We start from the raw sequence: 17,460 nt of genomic DNA on the forward strand, positions 1-17,460 counted from the left end.
CCGAGTACGAGCAAGCCTTCTGGCAGAGCCAGGAGCAAGTCCCGCAGTCCGCCTGAACCATCAAGATCGGACTCTACGAAACTCGGGGCAGCTCAGGCGCCGACAGCGACGTTCCCCTGGCCATCGCGACGGGACTGGCCACGAGCACTCACCTGGCCGGCGGACAGGAACACAGCCTCGCCGCTGGAGACCGCACGGAAAGCACCTGTGGCAAGCCGGACAACTCCGATGGTTCCGACCACACCGACCGGGACGACCACGATCGTCCCTGAAACCGCACCACCACGGCGAGCCGGGAAACCGGGGTCGGACAGCCCGAACCCGCCCCGGCTGTCCGCTACCCACGTAGCGGACAGCCGGGGCACTGCACTGAGGCGACACCGAAGCGTTCCACCAAGCACTCGGGACTCGCGAGCTCGCACTCTTTACGGCCGTAGCTCGGCTGACACTCAACAGTGCCCGCTACGCGGGCCGGTGGCCGCCGTCAGCACAGCCCAGGGCTACCAGGTCCTGTCCGGCCGACCAGGGACTGACCGGGAGGCGGCGGGCCCGGGGTGAGCCGTCAGCAGGGATGATGCCGCTCGGCCGCTCGCCATCAGGGCCTCGTCCGTGTCGGCAGACTCCCGGCGCAAGGTCTCCATCGGCACCTACGGGTCAGCCCGGCCGGCGCCGCAGGAAGCATTCGGCCCGCTCCGGTTCAACCGGCACCAGTACGATGACGCCTTGCGGGCCCTGGCGCGGTGATCGGTTCCGACGTCGACGACACGCGCGCATGAGCGCTACCGGGCACGGCTACCGGGCAGGGCCAAAGGATGGGGGAGCGGCTCGTGGAAAGGTTCGAGAGCGAGAGTCTGCCACTCATGCCTGGCCAGAAGGTTCAGGCCAAGGTCCTCTGCCATCACCCATGGGGTGTGATCGTCGAGATCGCCGGGTACGAGAACGCCGGTCTGTCAGCCTCTGTCGACATGATCGGGCAGTTCTCCGAGACCACGAGCAGCTATGACGAACTCCTCGCGCTCTTTCCACCCATCGGTTCGCAGATCGATGCGGTGATCCAGCAGATCAATCGCTGGCATCCGCCGGTATCAGTGCGGCTCAGCATCCGGCCTGCCGACCTTGAGTCGCTCGCCCGGCGCTGCGACTTCTGCGGTGAAACGACCACGTTGAGCCCGGGTGGAGACGCCCTCGTCCTGGACTCGCGGAGCCACGAAGGTCCGGGAAGCCACACCATCATCGCCCACCGGCACTGCCTGGCCGAGCGAATCCGCCCCGAGAACGGCGGAGAGCGGGCGCGAGCATGGAAGATCGGGAAGATGCACGAAGGCTCGTAAGTGCTCGCCTGACTGCCCACCACATCGCTTCAGGCAGCACCCAAGAACTGTCCGAAGTCGTTGGAGCGCTGCACTCCTGGCCGCAGGTGCCCCGAGTACGCGAACTCGTCACGCAGCCCAGGACGCGTACCGGCCGCCGCCGCAGAGTGCCTCGGACAGCAAGCGGTCGAGGATGCCCGGCCGGCTCAGGGCCCTCCGCTGTTGCCACCGCCGCCCACTCGATCCGGTGGCGGTACCGCGCCCGCCCCGCCGGTCCGACGATCACCTGCTCCAGCACCCGGCGGCTCTCCGGCTCGGGCAACGCACGCGAAACGCCGCTCTCCTCCGCCAGTCCTCCAGAGCGTCGGCTGTTCGCAGCCAAAAGCGCAGTCGTACGCGATCCGTACGGTACTCGTACGCCAATGGTACGGGATTCGTACGGTTCTTGGGATAGAGTGCCGGTCAGGAGGTGTTCCATGTCCGAGTTGTTCGACGCGGTCGACGCGCTGGTCGCGTCCCGCTCCCCGCTGCCTCCCCCGGAGGAACGCAAGCGGCTGCGACAGGCGCACGGCCTGACCCTGGACGAGGTGGCCGACGCGCTGCGGGTGCGACGGGCGACCGTCAGCGGCTGGGAGTCCAGCAAGAAGCCGACCGAGCCGCGGGGGCCGGAGCGCGAGGCATACGCCCGGCTGCTCAAGCAGCTCGCGGAGCTCTACCCCGCCCCGGCCGACACGGCCGCGCCCGCCGAGGACACGGCGGCGGCCACGCTCACCGGCACGCCCGCTCCCGCTCCCGCTCCGGCCCCGGCTCGGGAATCCGAGCCCCTGTCCGCAGGACAGGCGGCGGACGCTTCGGCCACGCCCGCTTCCGAGAACACCCGGCCCCGCCCGGCCGACGCCCCGCCCGCCGACGCCCCGGCGGCCGACGCACCGGCGGCCGTGCCCCGCCCGGCGCGCACCACCAGGCCGTCGGCGACGTCGCGCCGCCCGGGCGCGAAGCAGGCCGCCCCGGCGAAGACCTCGGCCACGGGCACGGACCCGCGCTTCGAGAACGGCCCCCTCGCGGTCGTCGACGTCACCGACGACGGCCAGGTGCTGGGGTACTGCGTCGGCGGCCTGGTCCTGGACGTGCCCGCCAAGTCCCTCCCGGCCCTGGTGGAGTGGACCCTCAAGGAGGCCGGGCTCGGGCAGCCGAAGCTGTCCGGGCCCGGCAAGGACGCCGACCCGCTGATCGTGCTCACCGAGGCCGCGCTGGAGCGCTACGGCCTGCCGGTGAAGCTCACCGACGAGGAGCGTCGCGCCGGACGGCTGCCGGAGGGCCACAAGGTCGCCAAGCAGCTGGCCCGCGCGGACTGGCAGCTCACGAAGCGCGGCTTCGGCCCGTGGGCGAGGATCTACCGGCCTGCGCAGGGCTCGGAGCGCTCCTGCGTCCAGCTGTGCATCCCGTCGTGGGACGCGCTCGACACACGCCACTGGAACGGCGCCGCCCAGCTCCCCGCGGCGGAACTCGCCCAGCTGCTCGGCACCTACGCGGCCCGCGTGATCACGCCGCGCGGCTCCACGGCCGTGACCGGCCTGGAGCTGATGACCGCCTTCCACCCGCCGACCCGCGCCTCCGAGCCCGGTGCCGACGGCCGCCGGCACTCCGAGTACAACCCCGGCAGCCTGGGCAAGAACCCGGTCGACTGCGCTCCGTGCGAGGCCCCCGACGGCCACCCTCTGCTCGCCGGCCTCCCGCGATTCCACACGCGGACCCCTGCGGAGGTCCTGATGGAAGAGGCGTACGACTGGGCGCGCCCGCTGACCGACGACGAATGCACCAAGCGGCACCTGGTCGGCATCGACGTCAACATGGCCTTCGCCGCGGGCGCGAACGGCCTGGTGGTCGGCCTCGGCGCCCCGACACACGTCGAGGCGCCGGTGTTCGACCCGAAGCTGCCCGGCTCCTGGCTCGTCGACCTGTCCCACATCGACCTCTCCCGGGTGAAGTCCGGCAAGGAGTGGGTGCGGCTGGACGGCGAGCTGCTGCCCAGCCCGTTCACGCCGAAGGGCGACCGCCCGGACGGCCCGGCCTGGTACGCGACGCCGACCGTCGCGTACGCGGTGGAGCTCGGCTACGAGGTCGCGCCGATCGAGGCGTACGTCCGGTACGACAACGGCCGCTACCTGGACGCCTGGTACAACCGGCTGCGCGACGCGTACCTCGCGACGATGGCGGACCTCGGCGTCGGCACCGACCTGTCGCCGCGGGAGTTCCTCGCGGCGATGGACGGCTACCGGAAGCGCGACCCGGAGCTCGCGACCGTGGTGTCCGCGATCAAGGCCACGGTCAAGGGCGGCATCGGCAAGCTGCGCGAGCGCCCGCGCGGCGAGGGCTGGAAGCCGGGTCAGCCGTGGCGGGCCCTCGCCCGTCCGACGTGGCGCCCGGACATCCGCGCCGCGGTCATCTCCCGGACCCGCGTCAACATGCACCGCAAGATCGTCAAGCACGCCGCCTTCACCGGGCAGTACCCGGTCTCGATCCTCTCCGACTGCGCCGTCTACGCGGCCGACGGCGAGAGCCCGCTGGACTTCCTGCCCTACCGGGAAGGCAAGCCGCTCCCGGGCGGCTTCAAGCTCGGCGTGAACCCCGGCCTGGTCAAGTGGGAGGGCACCCAGAGCGTGCTGTGGGGCGAGGGCATGCGCGAGGAGCACGGCCAGGACCTCAACCTCGCCCGGTACATCAAGGACGGCGACATCACCCACACCGACGGCGGGGAGTAGACCGCGATGGAACAGGTCGCAGACGGCCTCGACGAGGTCCTCCAGAAGGCGTTCACCCGCCCGATCCCGAAGTCGGCGGGCGCGCAGATGCGCTACCTGGTCAAGCAGCTCAAGGGCACCAGGCAGGTCGCCGAGGTGCTGGGGATCACCCAGCGCACCGTCGAGCGGTACGTCAAGGACCAGATCAGGAAGCCGCGCCCCGAGCTGGCCGCCCGCATGGAGCGTGAGGTCAAGAAGCGGTGGCAGCCCCAGATCCGTGCCAGGGCGAGGCAGACGGCGGCCACCACCGGCGGGATCGTCGTCGACACCCGGGCCCGCTTCGGCTACACCGCCGCCCCCGGCACCACCGACGACGCCCGGCTGCGCCACCTCACCGTGGCCCTCCCACCCGAGTACGCGGCCCGCCTCTTCGACGCCCAGGACGCCGGCGCCCCCGAGCAGCAGCTGCGCGACATCGCCGCCGAGGGCCTGCAGGAGATCTACTTCAAAGACCACGGCCGCCGAGCAGGCGGCCTCCTCGTCGAGTTCACCGACATCGACCACATCGAGTTCGACCTCTAGCGACACCTCTAGCGACACCTGTAGCGACACCGGACAGCAGCAAGGACCTGACGCCGACCGTGCGCGGCATTCCTCGCTGGTCCCAGGCGGGCGCCTCCCTTGCCGACACAGATCGGTCGGCAAACCCTCGCCCTTGGAGGGGGCAGGGGCTGGCAGCTTCAGTCCCTGCCGGTCTCCTTCTTCAGTCCCTGCGAGAAAACAGCAGGTCAGAGCCTATCTACCTCATCCGGCAGGGACTGAAGGGACTCAAGATTGGTACTTCCGCTCTTTACGTGCGTGTGCATGCGTGTACGCGCGTAACCACCTTCATGTAGCTGGTGCGTTCATAACTGCGAAATTGAGTCCCTTCAGTCCCTGACATGCGGGCGGTGGGCCGTTGACCTGCGGGTTTGTCAGTGACTGAAGGGACAGGGACCGAAAGGGACCAGAGGACCTGTCAGCCCCTGTTGGGGGGTGAAGGGGGAGGGAGGGGACAGGACGCAACAGGGAGGCTGCTCGGTCGGCGTGCCCTGAGTCCCTCCGCAGGGACCGACCCGATGCGGGTGCGCCGTCAGTCCCTGCCCACGCCACAGTCGATGGGCGCAATAGGGGCGTTCAGTGCCGAAGGGTGCGATCTTGCTGGACCGAAGGGACTCAAGGGACCGAAAAGCTGAAACAGGTGAACGGTCTTACGCGGTCTGGCGAGCTGTCTGCGCTAGGCTCCGGCATTGTAAAAATTCAGTCCCTTCAGTCCCTGCCCTGAGGCTGGAAGCCCGGACTGACCCACCGACCCCCTGCTGTCAGGTTCGCCGAGGAAGCCGAACGTGCCCGTCCACCACGCAAGCCCGCCGCCCCCCGATGCGGGCGACGTCGCGCAGCGGCACGCGGTGGCACGCTGGTTCGCCTCCCACGGCTACCCGGTCCACCCCCTCGCCCCCGGCACCAAGACCCCGGCACCCAACTGCGCGCACTGCCGGACCGACGTCCACGACCCCGCCAAGTGCGGCTGTCGGGGCAGGCGCTGGTGCCATGGCTTCCACGCCGCCACCACGGACGCCGCGCTCGTCGACGCATGGTGGGGACTCGAGCCGGACTTCGGGATCGGGATCTCCTGCGGCCCGGCGGGCCTGATCGTCCTCGACATCGACCGCCACACCGCACCTGTACCTCACCGGGATCGCCTCCTGCCGGGTATCCCCATCGATGACCGGGTGGACCTGACGGGGCTGTCCTCCGGCTACGACACCCTCGCCCTGCTCGCCGCCCTGCGATCCCAGCCCCACCCGGCGGACGACACCACGACGCTCCGCGTCCGCACCCCCTCCGGCGGCCTGCACCTCTGGTACCGCCTGCCGCCCGGCAGCGCGCCCCTGCGCTCCTCGAGCGGATCCAGCCCCAGGGTCGCTCTCGCCTGGCAGGTGGACATCAGGGCAACCGGCGGCTACATCGTCGCCCCGGGCACCCGGACCACCGCGGGCCTCTACCGCGCCCTGCCCGGGCCACGGCTGCCCGCCCCACTGCCGCTGTGGCTCAACGCCGAACTGACCCGTACCGGCCACGGTCCGACCCCACGCCCCGTCCCCGCCAGGACCACCCGACGCCCACAGGTCCCCCCAGCACGAGGCAGCAACGCCGAACGCATCCTCGCCCCTCTCCTGGAAGAAGTACGCAAATGTGCCGACACCCCCACCGGGGCGGCATTCACGGAGAAGCTCAACCGAGCCGCTTTCACCGCAGGAGGCCTCGCCGCAGCCGGTCACGTCGCCCATGACCGGTGCACCGCCCTGCTGACCGAGGCAGCCGAGTACGCGCGGCCGCAGCAGACCCGCAAGAACCAGCTCGTCATCGACTCCGCATTCCGCGCCGGCCGCAGCCGCCCGATCCACCCCAAGGGACGCTCATGAGCAGCGCAGGCAGCACCGGGTTCGACGCACACGCCGCCGCCGAGCAGCTCGCCGCCTTCACCCCCGACACCGCTGGCGCGGCCCCTCACCTGCCGGCGCAGCAGTCCGCCATTCCGGGAGAGCCGTCCACGGACTTCATCCGGTCCGGACTGCTGACCAACCTCACCGACCGCGGCAACGCCAAGCTCTTCGCCCACCTGCACGCCCGGCAGTTCCGCCACGTCGAAGGCCTCGGCTGGTACGTGTGGGCCGACTACAGGTGGAAGCGCACCGGCGGCGAGAAGGCAGCGATCTGGGCGGCCGGCGACATGGCCGAGGACATGCCCCTGCACGACCCCCGCGGTATGTTCAGCGACCGCGAGCTGGCCCAGCACCGCAAGCGGGCCATGTCCACCTCCGGCGTCAAAGCCATGCTCGCCCAGGCCAAAGCCTCACCCGGGCTTGCCCTGGACCCCGACACCCTCGACGGAGACAAGTACGCCCTGTGCACGCCCGCAGGCGTCGTGGATCTGCGTACCGGCCGGCTGCGCAAGCCCGACCCGTTGCGCGACCTGCACTCCCGCGCCACCTACCTCGCCCCCGAAGCGATTCCCACCCCGCGCTTCACACGGTTCCTCGACGAGACCTTCGGTGACGACGACAAGGGCAAGGAGATGATCAACTTTCTGCATCTCCTGCTCGGCTACTCCATCACCGGCGATGTCGGCGGCCAGGTCCTGCCGTTCCTCTTCGGTATCGGCGCCAACGGCAAGTCCGCCCTCATGGACATCATCATCAAGATCCTCGGGGACTACGCCGACGTCGCCCCGCCCGGCTTCCTGATGGAACGCGGCAAGTTCAACGAGCACAGCACCGAACTCACCGAGCTCCACGGCCGTCGGCTCTTCGTGTGCAGCGAGCTCAAGCCCCACGACAAGTTCGACGAAGCCCGCGTCAAACTCCTCACCGGCGGCGACCGCCTCAAGGCCCGCCGCATGCGGCAGGACTACTTCAGCTTCGAGCCCACGCACAAGCTGTGGCTGCTGGGCAACCACCGCCCCGAGGTCGGCACCGGCGGTCATGCGTTCTGGCGGCGGATCCGCCTCATCCCTTTCGAGCGAGTCGTTCCCGACCACCGCAAGATCGACAATCTCGCGGAGGAGCTCGTCCGGGACGAAGGCCCCGGCATCCTCCACTGGATGATCAAGGGCGCGCAGGCATACCTGGCCACCAAGCCGGCCCTGACCGGCCCGAGCGTCGTGCGCACCGCCACCCAGGCCTACGCCACCACCGAGGACCACATCGGCCGCTTCCTGGCCGAGTGCTGCACCACCGGCTTCGACCAACCCGACCCGCGCGACCTCAGGGTCGAGCAGGGAGCTCTCTACCGCGCCTACAGCACGTGGTGCCAGGAAGGCGAAGGTCTCAGGCCTGCCACCACCCGCGCATTCGCCACCCGCATCCGTGCCGAGGTCGGTATCTCCTCACCCAACGAGATGCTCCGGTCCAACGGCCAGAAGTTCTACCCCGGCCTCGCGCTGCTCGCCGAAGACGGAGCGCCGAACGAGGCGAACGGGGCAGTGAGGACGTGAAGCACCTCGACGCACTGTTCTCCGGCATCCCTGCCCGCCTACGATTGAAGAGACCATGACCCCAGCACAGGCAGGCGCCTGGCGTACAGAGATAGCCCATCGGTCAACTGAGGAGGGACGACGGCCGTGAGCTCGCTACTCCAAGCAAGCGATCTCGCCCACGAGGACAGGGTGGTGTGGCTCGAGGACCCCGACGAGTTGGACTACGTGCGCCAGGCGCTCGACAAGACCCCCCGCCGCCGAGGCAAGCCCCGCTACTACCGCGACGGCCGGATGGTCGGCTTCACCGAGCTGAGCGAGACCGCCGAAGCCGATCCCGACAGCGGCCTCCAGAAGCGACGCGTCTTCTACCTGCTGCCGCACGACCGCGATGCGGAACCCAACGGGCTCTACAAGGAGGGCGCCCCCGGCGAGGCGGTGGATCCGCGAACGATCGAGCCACGTACGGTCGGCCGGAAGACCGAGCGTTCCCAGCGCGGACTGTCACCGGACGCGCAGCCAGTTGCCTAGCTCAGTCCCTTCAGTCCCTGACCTTCGCAGGCCAAGCCTCTGACCTGCGGTTCTGTGTCAGGGGCTGAAGTGTCTGGGATGGACGACATCGCTACGCATGGTCGACGTGCCCGCGTGGAGAACCGGCGCGGCGAGCGTCGGCGGGTCCATGCGGCAGGCGGGCGTGGTCGGCGAGCCCGCGGGGCCGCCGGTTGGGCGGCTCGGTGAGCCGGGGCGGCGTCTTCGTGGCAGCCGGCGTCTGAGAGATCACCTCGTCCCACATCGAGATCATCACGGCATGGGGCGAGTCACCACCCGCGGGGAGGGCATGGCAGGATCGCGATCATGTCTCTCAGCGTTCCCCGCCTGTGGATCGGCTCGACCGAGATCATCGCCCTCGCCGACGCCGAGGGCCCCTTCTTCTCCCCGCGCGCCGAGGCGTTCCCCGAGGCCACGGCCGCTCAGTGGGCCGAGGCCGACCGCTACGACCCGGGCGCGGTCGACGCCGAGGGCCGCTGGCGGCTCCAGTTCCGCGCGTACGCGATCCGCAGCGACAAGGGCCTCACCGTCGTGGACGCCGGGATCGGTCCGGCGGACAGCCCGGCCGGCTCGTGGGCGCCCGTGCCCGGTGTGCTCCCCGAGTCGCTCGCCGCCGCGGGCATCGACCCAGCCGAAGTCGACACCGTGGTGCTCACACATCTGCACACCGACCACGTCGGGTGGGCGGTCGTGACCGAGGCGGCCGTCCCATCAGCGGGCGGCGCGGTGAACGGCAACGCTTCGAAGAGCGGCCGTCGCCCTTATTTCCCGAACGCGGAATACCTGCTCCAGCGGGCCGAGTTCGACGCCCTCGACGCGCTCAACCCGCAGCTTCGCGAGACCCTCACCGACCCGCTCGCGGCCGCCGGCCGGCTCCGCCTCCTCGACGGGGACACGCCGCTGCGCGCCGGACGCGTGGTCGCCACGCCCGGTCACACGCCCGGACACCAGAGCGTGCTGGTCGCCGACGGGCGCGAACTGGCGCTCGTCACCGGCGACCTCCTGGTGCACGCGCTCCAGCTGCTCCACCCCGAGCTCGCCTACGCGCACGAGGCCGACCCTGAGGCGGCCAGGCACTCGAGGGAGCGCATGCTCGGCCGCGAAACCGCCAGCACGCTGCACCTGGCGACGCCGCATTTGACGGAGCCGTTCCTCTCGGCGTGATCGCGGCGGTTCGGGGCCGGTCAGGCCGCGAGGGCATGCGGACGCTCGAACTTCTCGGCAGTCCCGTCGTCGACGGCACCGAGGACCGTGAGGCGGCAGCAGCCTCCGGACCGGAGCTGCATCCGGTCCGCGTGCAGGCGCGGCACGCCGGCCTCAAGACTGCGGAAGATCTTGACGTCCCGCTATCGGTCGGACCGTTCACCGACGTCGAGTTCCGACGCGGGTTGCCGACAGTGCCCACCTGCGGGTTCTTGGTCACCTGGGTGAGTGTCGGCAGACGACGCCACCGTCTGCCGACACTCCCGAGCAGGTCGGCTAGCTGGGGCGGATTGCGGCCTCGATGTGGGCGAGTTGGGCGGCCAGGATCTCTTCGAACGCGGCGCGGCGGTCCACCCCGAGGGGGCGGACGTCGCGGGCGAAGTGGGCCAGGGCGGGGAAGCGTTCGGGGTCGGCGCCGAGCACCGCGACGCGGAACAGCTCCATGCCCTGTTCGTACTCTTCCGAGGTGATGGTGCTGACTCCGGCCTCGGAGGCGATCAGCGCGGCGATGAGGACCGCGAGCCGGTGGTAGCGCGCCGGGATCTCCTCGTCGGGCAGCCCCGACGCGCGCAGGGCCTGCAGCACCTCTTCCATGACCAGCCGGGAACCGGCGCCGCCTGACGCGTACCGTCCCCAGACCGCGGCGAGCTGGGGCTGCTGGCCGAACGCCTCTCTCACGCGCAGGGCCAGGGCGGTGATGCGCTGCTTCCAGTCGCCCTCGGCGCGGTAGCCGTCCATGGAGGCCAGGAGGATCCGGTCGGCGACCGCGCGCAGCAGTTCTGTCTTGCTGCGGAAGTGCCGGTACAGGCTGGAGGAATCGGTCCCAAGGGCCGCGGCGAGCTTGCGCACGCTGAACGACTCCGCGTCGCTCGTGCGCAGCAACTCCGCTGCCGCATCCAGGATTTCCTCGGTCGACCAACGCCTTCGACCTGCCATTTCGCCCCTCTCGTCGGATTCAGTCTAACCTATGCACTTGGTGCTGCACGCACCGCGTGCATAATGAGGACATGAGCGTGCCGAGCGACCGGCAGCAGGCGGGCCGACGTGCCACGCGTGCCCTGTCACCCGGGTCGGACGACCGGCGTGGAGCTCACCCCGAGCCATGCGAAAGGACACCTGTCGTGAGCAACTCACTGGATCCCGCGGCGCTGGACGCCGCCATCGAGAACGTCCACCGCGCCGGGATGCCGGGCCTGTTCGCCGAGGTGCGCGACGGCGACCAGGTCTGGCGCGGCGCCGCCGGGGTCGCCGATGTCGCGACCGGCCGCCCCGTCACCGCCGACATGCGGCACCGCGTCGGCAGCATCACCAAGACCTTCACCGCCGCCGCGGTGCTGCAGCAGGTCGAGGCCGGCCGGATCGGGCTCGACACACCGATCGGCCGGTACCTTCCGAAGCTGGTTCCCGGAGAGCGCGGTGACGCGATCACGGTCCGGATGCTGATCAATCACAGCAGCGGACTCGCCGAGTACTTCCCGTACGCCTACCCCTCCCTCAAGGCGTTCCCCGCACTCGCGGACACCGGACCCGAGAGCCTGGACGACCACCGGTTCACGCGGTTCGACCCCGCCGAACTGATCGAGATGGGCGTCACCGCACCCGCCGTCGGCGCCCCGGGCGGTACGCCGGGGCTGTACTCCAACACCAACTACCTGCTCCTCGTCCAGCTCCTGGAACAGGTGACCGGCACCACGGCCGAGCAGCACATCACCAAGAACGTCATCGAGCGCGCCGGGCTCCAGGACACTGGATTCCCCGCCGGACCGTACGTCGACGGGCCGCACTCGCACATGTACGAGGCGTGGTTCGGCATGATCGACCCGCCGCGCGACTACAGCGTCTACGACATGTCATGGGTGGGGCCGTCGGCCTCGCTGATATCGACCGTCGCGGACCTCAACCGCTTCTACGGCTTGCTGCTGGCCGGGGAGATCGTCAGCCCGTCGTCGCTGGAGCAGATGCAGCGCACTGTCCCGGTCGTCACCCAGGAGGGGAAGACGGGCGACTACGGCCTCGGCCTGTACCCGATGGAGGCACCTGGTCAGGTCGCCTTCTGGGGCCATGGCGGCACGGTCTGGGGGGCCGGCGCGCTGGCCATGATCCGTGCCGACGGCAAGCGGCAGATGGCGGTCGCGGTGAACCTGCAGAGGTGGAACAGGCTCGACTCCTCGGGCAAGCCGCAGCCTCATCCCATCGACGAGGCGCTTGCGACTCTCCACCGCGTGGCGATGTACGGCTGACCGGCCTGCCATCGCGGAATTCGATCCGCTGCGCGACGAATGCATCGACTACGCACTGCGTCTGCTGCAGGCGCAGGCATCCCCTGCCCACAACTCACCCGATGAAAGACCACCACAGGAAGGCCGTCCTCACATGACTGTCACCCGGATCGAACTCTTCGGATCCTTGGTCCACCTTCACCCAGGCGGCCAGGTGCACACCGAGCAGCCCACAACGGACACCGAGCTCGAGCGGGACGGCTGGCTGCTGATGGTCGCCCATGCGGAGACCGACGCCGACGTCCACGGCGACCACTGGGAAATCCACACCGAGGCGGACGAATTCGTCTCCTGCCTCACCGGCGGAATACGTATCATCCTCCGCCCGGAACAGCCGGGAGACGACGAGGAGGAGATCAAACTGGGTGCGGGAACCGCGGCCATCGTGCCACGCGGGCGATGGCACCGCCTCGCAGTGGACGCCCCCAGCGACATGATGGCCGTCACCCTGCCACGCGGCACCCGCGAGGAGAAGTGGACCGAAGCCTAGTACTGCAACGGTCTTTTGCGTGACGGTGGGGCAGCTTCGGGTGGCGTGTGGCCTCGTCTTTTGTAGTGGCTGATGCGGGCTTGGTGTTGTCTGTGGCGGCGCCAGTTGGACCAGTGCAGGACGTGATCGATGCTGGGGCGGGGTCGGGTGAGCCGGCTCATCAGGCGTCGGAGTTCGGGGAGGCTGAGGGGTATGAGTTGAGAGGATCCGTTTCTGCTTTCCCGGCGTCGAGTTCGCGGGCTCGCAGGACGGTCAGGCAGGCGTGGGCTGCCATCGCCAGGGTGATGTGGCGGTGCCAGCCGTCGTAGCGGCGGACCTGGTAGTCGTCCAAGCCACATTCCTGCTTGGCGGTCTGGAAGCATTCCTCGATCGCCCACCGGGAACCGGCGATGTGGATCAGGTCGTCGAGTGTGGTGCCGGCGGGGCAGTATGCGATGTAGTAGGAGATCTCCTCGGGTCGGCGGACGCTTCGGCGGGCGATGACCCAGTGCTGCCGGTCGGGCCGGTGCCAGGGGCGGACCTCGACGCGGGCCCAGTCGAAAACGCGCGGGCCATGGGCGCCGGCACCGCAGGACCGGCGTTTCCACTTCTGGCGGGGCAGGCCGTGGAACAGGTCGTTCACGGGGTGGTCGATGGCGAAGCGGGTGACGACGGTGTCGTGCCGGGTGGTGGCCATGACGTGGAAGATGTCGGCTCGCTCGAGCTCATGGCGCCAGCCCTTGCTGAAGCCGTAGGCGGCGTCGGCGGTCACCCATCGGAACGGGATCTTCTCCGCTATCGTGCGGCGGACCATGGCCTTGGCCATCTCGACCTTGGTGGCGAAACCGGTGCTCTCGTCGATGCCGGCCTTCCGGCATCGGTCGCGGTCGTCCGTCCAGGAGGTGGGCAGATAGAGGCGGCGGTCGATCAGCGTGCGGCCCCGAGCGGTGGCATAGGCGAGGAAGACACCGACCTGGCAGTTCTCCGTCCGTCCCGCGGTGCCGGAGTACTGCCGCTGGACACCGGCCGAGCGAACGCCCTTCTTCAGAAAGCCGGTGTCGTCCACGATCAGAACCGCCTCCGGGTCGCCAAGATGCTCGACCACGTAGTCCCGCACGTCGTCCAAGACCTCGTCCGCATCCCAGTCGATCCGGTTCAGCAGCCGGTGGATCCGGTCCGGACCGGCATGCCCAGCCTCCTCCGCCAGCGTCCAGCCATTCTTCCGCTCCAGCGGAGCGACCAGCCCCCGCATATACGCCAACGATGACTCACGCGGCTCCGACCTGTTGAACCGATGCAGGAACCGCTCGTGCCGGACGCCTGGAGCGTGCGGCCGCGCCGCAGCTCGACGGCGCCCGTGCAGCTCGGTGCCGGGGACTTCACGATGGACTACGCCTCCCCGCAGCCGGTCCCGGCGGCCTTCACCACGATCGCCTGGCGACTCGGTCACGTCATCGTCGGCGTGCTCGCCGCGCGCAACGCGGCGCACTTCGGCGCGCCGGCGGCGTCGTACGAGACCTGGGAGTACGCCGGCAGCGCGGCCACCGCACTCGACCAGCTCAAGACCCAGCTCGACGTCTGGCTGGCCGGGGTGCGCGGCCTCGGCGACGCCGGGCTCCGGGTCCCGGTCGGCGCGAAGGAGCCCTTCCCCGAGCTGCCCATGGCTGACCTGGTGCTGCACATCCACCGCGAACTGATCCATCACCTGTCCGAGGTCTGCCTGCTGCGCGACCTCTACCTGCACACGAAACCCGGCATCTCCGGGGAGAGGCTCATGACCGCGAAGACGACACACCTCGACCCTGAAGAACTCCACAGCAACCCTGCATTCACGCAGGGTGTGATCGCCCCCGCTGCCCGGACGCTCTATGTCGGTGGCCAGCTCGGCACCGACAGCACCGGAAACCTGCTCGACGGCATTGAGGCGCAAACCGCTCAGGCAATGCGAAACGTGCTGACAGTGCTTGCTGCCGCGGGTACCGGTCCTGAGCATGTCGCCAAACTCAACATCTACCTGGTCCATGGAGTCGACGCGCAGGTGGGATACGCGGCGTCGCGATCGGTGTGGGGCAATCACCGCACAGCCATCACGGTCGTTTCGACCGCAGGACATGCTCGCCCAGGCGCGCTCGTGGAGATCGACGCAGTGGCGATCGTTCCCGAATAGGACGAACCCGCGGATCGGGACGGCAAAGGCGTAACTCGCCGCGTGGTCGATGACAGCGCCGTAGCACGATCGGCTGACGGGACGTGTCCGGCCGGCCCTGACGTGCGGTCAGAACAGTTCCTCCGTGGTCGAACGGCCTACGGGGCGGCGATGCCGAGCCGTACCGACCGCCGCCGTCTTTCCAGGCCAACGGTCGCCGCCCCCCCCGCTGATCCTGCCGGGGGAGGGGAGAGCGGCCGGTCACGCCCGGGGTGGTGAGCAGCCGGACGTGAGCTTCACGGGCGCAGAACTGGAAACTCGGCCTTGTCCCAAGGGGCGCGGATGCCGGCGGGCCGGTCGACGACGGGGCTGTCGTCGGTGTCCCATATTCTGGCCGGGGTGGCGGAGTGGCTGATCGGCGGCCAGCCAGGGTCGCCGGTGGCCGCGAAATCGGCCCACGCGCGCACCATGCGGCGTGACAACGCGTGGTCTGCCGGGGTGGGTGCTCCGCCGATGAGGAAGGCCAGGTGGTCGTTGCCGAGGTTGCCGAAGGCGAAGGGGACGTCCGCACAGTGCCAGGCCCGCACGACCCCCTGAGGGCCGGTGCGCCGACGGTCGAAGCGTGACAGGAACGCCTGGCCGCCGCTTCGGGCGTGAAGTTCGGCGAGGCGGTTGCTGTACTCGCCGAACAACAGGTCGCCGAAGACGGCGAGGTAGATATCGAGTACCGGGGCGTCGGGCATTGCTGCGCGGTAACCGGCCAACAGGTCGTCGGGGAGGCCGAAGTCCTCGGCGAAGCGGGCCAGCTGACCATCGGTGGTGATCTTCGCGCTGCTGCCGACGGCGTCGAGCAGCCAGTATTCCTCCGTGGTGTGGCAGACCAGCAGGTCCACTCCGCGGGTCGCCCCTGCGGCCATCCCCGTGAGGGGGTCGGTGGGCAGGACATCCCCGTCCAGGACGGGGGCGTAGAGCGAGGGGTCGTAGTGGCGCGATCCGGAGGCGGGGTCGTGCCGGTAATCGTCGACCACCTGGTCGGAAGCGATGACCAGAGCCTGCGGCGTCGCGGAGGCCAGGCCCTCGGCGGAGGCCGGGCACCCCGCCGCTGCGGCGACCTCACGAGTTGTCGCCGCGGCGATGTCGAGCGTGTAGCACGGGCTGGCGGCGCTATGGGCGATGGCCCGGTGGAACAGGCCTCGGGCGCGGTCCATCACCATCAGGCAGGCCACGGAAGCGGCCCCGGACGACTGGCCGGCCACGGTGACGTTCCCGGGGTCTCCGCCGAACGCGGCGATGTTCTCACGTACCCATCGCAGTGCCGCGACCTGGTCGAGCAGGCCCCGATTGTCGGGGTAGGCGGGTTCGTCATCGGCGGCGGGTATGTGGCCGAAGCCCTCGAAGCCGAGCCGGTAGTTGAGAGTGACCACGACCAGGCCGGCGCGGGCCGGCGCGGTGCCGTCGAAGTCAGGCTGCGCTGAGGATCCGAAGGTGTAGGCACCACCGTGGAACCAGACCAGTACCGGCAGACGCCCCTTCTCCGGGGCCGGGGCCGGGGCCGGGGTCCACACGTTCACGGTGAGGATGTCCTCCTCGCCCGGCGACCACACCGGGGCGCCGGGCAACTGCGCCGACTGCGGAGCGACCGGACCGAAGTCCGTACAGTCCCGCACGCCCACCCATGCCTCTGCCGGGCGAGGCTCCCGGAATCGGTTCGCCCCGAACGGCGGGGCTGCGTAAGGGATACCGCGGACAGCGACGACATCGGGCGCGGCCCGACAACCTCGGACCACACCGTTCTTCGTACGGAAGATGTCCATGGGGAATGCCTCTCGTTGCACGTCAGAACGCCGCGGCCGGTGAGGACGTCAGCTTCACATGGCGCGGCGCACCAGGACCAACACCAAGATCGGTTGATTGACGCACCGGCGATGTCAATCTCGCTCGGCGGCCGGGTCGGTGACGATCAATGGGCTCGCCCGGATGGCGTCGCCGACGGTGGGGGCGACAGCCGCTGGCTGGGCCCACCAGGTCCTGCCCCTTGGCCGGTGTGCGGTTCCGGACGGTCGTCGGGTGGCCGGCTTTGAGGAAGGCGGTGGCGAGGGCTTTGCCCATCAGCCCCGGTCCGATGACAGTGACGGGTTCGTTCGTCGTCGGTCGAGAAACGGCTTTGCGCCCTGTGCGACCGGCGTGGATCCTGGCTCGCCGGAGGTACAGAGGATGATCAAGGTTGTGTTGAAGCTGTCAGCCCGTGATCTGGTGCATGCGGACCTGGCGTCGTGCGGGTGGGCAGGGTCTGACCATCACCTGGCCGGCGTCGCCGGGCAGTTGGAACGTGCCCGGATCGGTGAGGTCGACTACCTCGCAGTCTGCCCTGCAACGGACATCCCTGTGGCGAAGGGCGGCGTCGATTACCAGGTCAAGGCAGGCGTCGGTACGTTGTGGCAGCTGGCGGTCCACCCCGCGTTGCAGTCGTGCGGGATCGGCACGTTCCTTGTCGAAGCCGCGGAACTGCGGATCAGGAACCGCGGTCTGCGGCAGGCCGAGCTGGCTGTGGAGGAAAGCAACCCCCGGGCACGTGCGCTGTACGAACGACTGGGCTATGCCGCGTACGACCGTCAGCCGGACTCGTGGGACGAGCAAGCCCCCGATGGATCGTTGCGCCGTTACGAAACGATGTGCACGTTGATGCGGAAGGAACTCACGTAGGCTCAGCCACCTTCGCGGGATCTGCCGGCGGACGATACATATGTG

Annotated in this window: 15 protein-coding genes and 1 pseudogene; 11 read left to right on the plus strand and 5 right to left on the minus strand. The window is 69.6% G+C overall.

Going from position 1 to position 17,460, the window contains the following annotated elements; all coding sequences use genetic code 11:
• Positions 1-827: 827 nt before the first annotated feature.
• The 7 genes from ABT342_RS33025 (at position 828) to ABT342_RS33055 (ending at position 9,779) form a co-directional block, all read left to right on the plus strand.
• Positions 828-1,331, plus strand: coding sequence for a hypothetical protein (locus ABT342_RS33025; RefSeq protein WP_351581967.1), 504 nt, complete (start codon positions 828-830; stop codon positions 1,329-1,331).
• 455 nt (positions 1,332-1,786) lie between these two features.
• Complete coding sequence (gene tap / locus ABT342_RS33030; RefSeq protein ID WP_351581969.1) at positions 1,787-4,072, plus strand: telomere-associated protein Tap; 2,286 nt, start codon at positions 1,787-1,789, stop codon at positions 4,070-4,072.
• 6 nt (positions 4,073-4,078) lie between these two features.
• Positions 4,079-4,633 carry a telomere-protecting terminal protein Tpg gene (tpg, locus tag ABT342_RS33035; RefSeq protein ID WP_351581971.1) on the plus strand — a complete coding sequence of 185 codons (555 nt, stop codon included), beginning with the start codon at positions 4,079-4,081 and terminating at the stop codon, positions 4,631-4,633.
• 866 nt (positions 4,634-5,499) lie between these two features.
• Positions 5,500-6,516 (plus strand): bifunctional DNA primase/polymerase, encoded by a 1,017-nt coding sequence (locus ABT342_RS33040; RefSeq protein ID WP_351582023.1) that lies wholly within the window; start codon positions 5,500-5,502, stop codon positions 6,514-6,516.
• Positions 6,513-8,087, plus strand: coding sequence for a DNA primase family protein (locus ABT342_RS33045; protein WP_351581973.1), 1,575 nt, complete (start codon positions 6,513-6,515; stop codon positions 8,085-8,087). Before ABT342_RS33040 ends, ABT342_RS33045 begins: the two co-directional genes overlap by 4 nt.
• Before the next feature lie 126 nt (positions 8,088-8,213).
• Complete coding sequence (locus ABT342_RS33050) at positions 8,214-8,597, plus strand: DUF6009 family protein (protein WP_351581975.1); 384 nt, start codon at positions 8,214-8,216, stop codon at positions 8,595-8,597.
• A 324-nt stretch (positions 8,598-8,921) separates the two neighbouring features.
• On the plus strand, positions 8,922-9,779 hold the full coding sequence (locus ABT342_RS33055; protein ID WP_351581977.1) for an MBL fold metallo-hydrolase: 858 nt from the start codon (positions 8,922-8,924) through the stop codon (positions 9,777-9,779).
• Between the two features lie 20 nt (positions 9,780-9,799).
• On the opposite strand, the gene ABT342_RS33060 is transcribed toward ABT342_RS33055, so the two are convergent.
• Both ABT342_RS33060 and ABT342_RS33065 read right to left on the minus strand, forming a co-directional pair.
• A complete protein-coding gene (locus ABT342_RS33060) occupies positions 9,800-9,925 on the minus strand; it encodes a hypothetical protein (RefSeq protein ID WP_351581979.1) in 126 nt (41 codons plus the stop codon).
• Positions 9,926-10,094: 169 nt separating this feature from the next.
• Positions 10,095-10,754, minus strand: a complete 660-nt coding sequence (locus ABT342_RS33065; protein ID WP_351581981.1) for a TetR/AcrR family transcriptional regulator — start codon at positions 10,752-10,754, stop codon at positions 10,095-10,097.
• Between the two features lie 185 nt (positions 10,755-10,939).
• Between ABT342_RS33065 and ABT342_RS33070 the strand changes: the two genes are divergently transcribed.
• Positions 10,940-12,058, plus strand: coding sequence for a serine hydrolase domain-containing protein (locus ABT342_RS33070; RefSeq protein WP_351581983.1), 1,119 nt, complete (start codon positions 10,940-10,942; stop codon positions 12,056-12,058).
• A gap of 133 nt (positions 12,059-12,191) precedes the next feature.
• Complete coding sequence (locus ABT342_RS33075) at positions 12,192-12,587, plus strand: cupin (protein WP_351581985.1); 396 nt, start codon at positions 12,192-12,194, stop codon at positions 12,585-12,587.
• Positions 12,588-12,747: 160 nt separating this feature from the next.
• On the opposite strand, the gene ABT342_RS33080 is transcribed toward ABT342_RS33075, so the two are convergent.
• Entirely contained in the window at positions 12,748-13,929 is a 1,182-nt protein-coding gene (locus ABT342_RS33080) for an IS701 family transposase (RefSeq protein ID WP_351582025.1), read from the minus strand.
• Between ABT342_RS33080 and ABT342_RS33085 the strand changes: the two genes are divergently transcribed.
• A complete protein-coding gene (locus ABT342_RS33085) occupies positions 13,861-14,733 on the plus strand; it encodes a Rid family hydrolase (protein ID WP_351581987.1) in 873 nt (290 codons plus the stop codon). The two genes, ABT342_RS33080 and ABT342_RS33085, sit on opposite strands and share 69 nt — an antisense overlap.
• A gap of 275 nt (positions 14,734-15,008) precedes the next feature.
• Here ABT342_RS33085 and ABT342_RS33090 read toward each other — a convergent pair whose 3' ends face one another.
• Both ABT342_RS33090 and ABT342_RS33095 read right to left on the minus strand, forming a co-directional pair.
• On the minus strand, positions 15,009-16,526 hold the full coding sequence (locus ABT342_RS33090; protein ID WP_351581989.1) for a carboxylesterase/lipase family protein: 1,518 nt from the start codon (positions 16,524-16,526) through the stop codon (positions 15,009-15,011).
• 117 nt (positions 16,527-16,643) lie between these two features.
• Positions 16,644-16,821: pseudogene (locus tag ABT342_RS33095) on the minus strand (NAD(P)-binding domain-containing protein); the annotation flags it as partial.
• 105 nt (positions 16,822-16,926) lie between these two features.
• Here ABT342_RS33095 and ABT342_RS33100 point away from each other — a divergent pair.
• Complete coding sequence (locus ABT342_RS33100) at positions 16,927-17,415, plus strand: GNAT family N-acetyltransferase (RefSeq protein ID WP_351581993.1); 489 nt, start codon at positions 16,927-16,929, stop codon at positions 17,413-17,415.
• Positions 17,416-17,460 lie beyond the last annotated feature (45 nt).

Origin of the sequence: Streptomyces sp. NPDC000410, assembly GCF_040300305.1 — a bacterium.
In the GTDB taxonomy this organism is placed as follows: Bacteria; Actinomycetota; Actinomycetes; order Streptomycetales; family Streptomycetaceae; genus Streptomyces.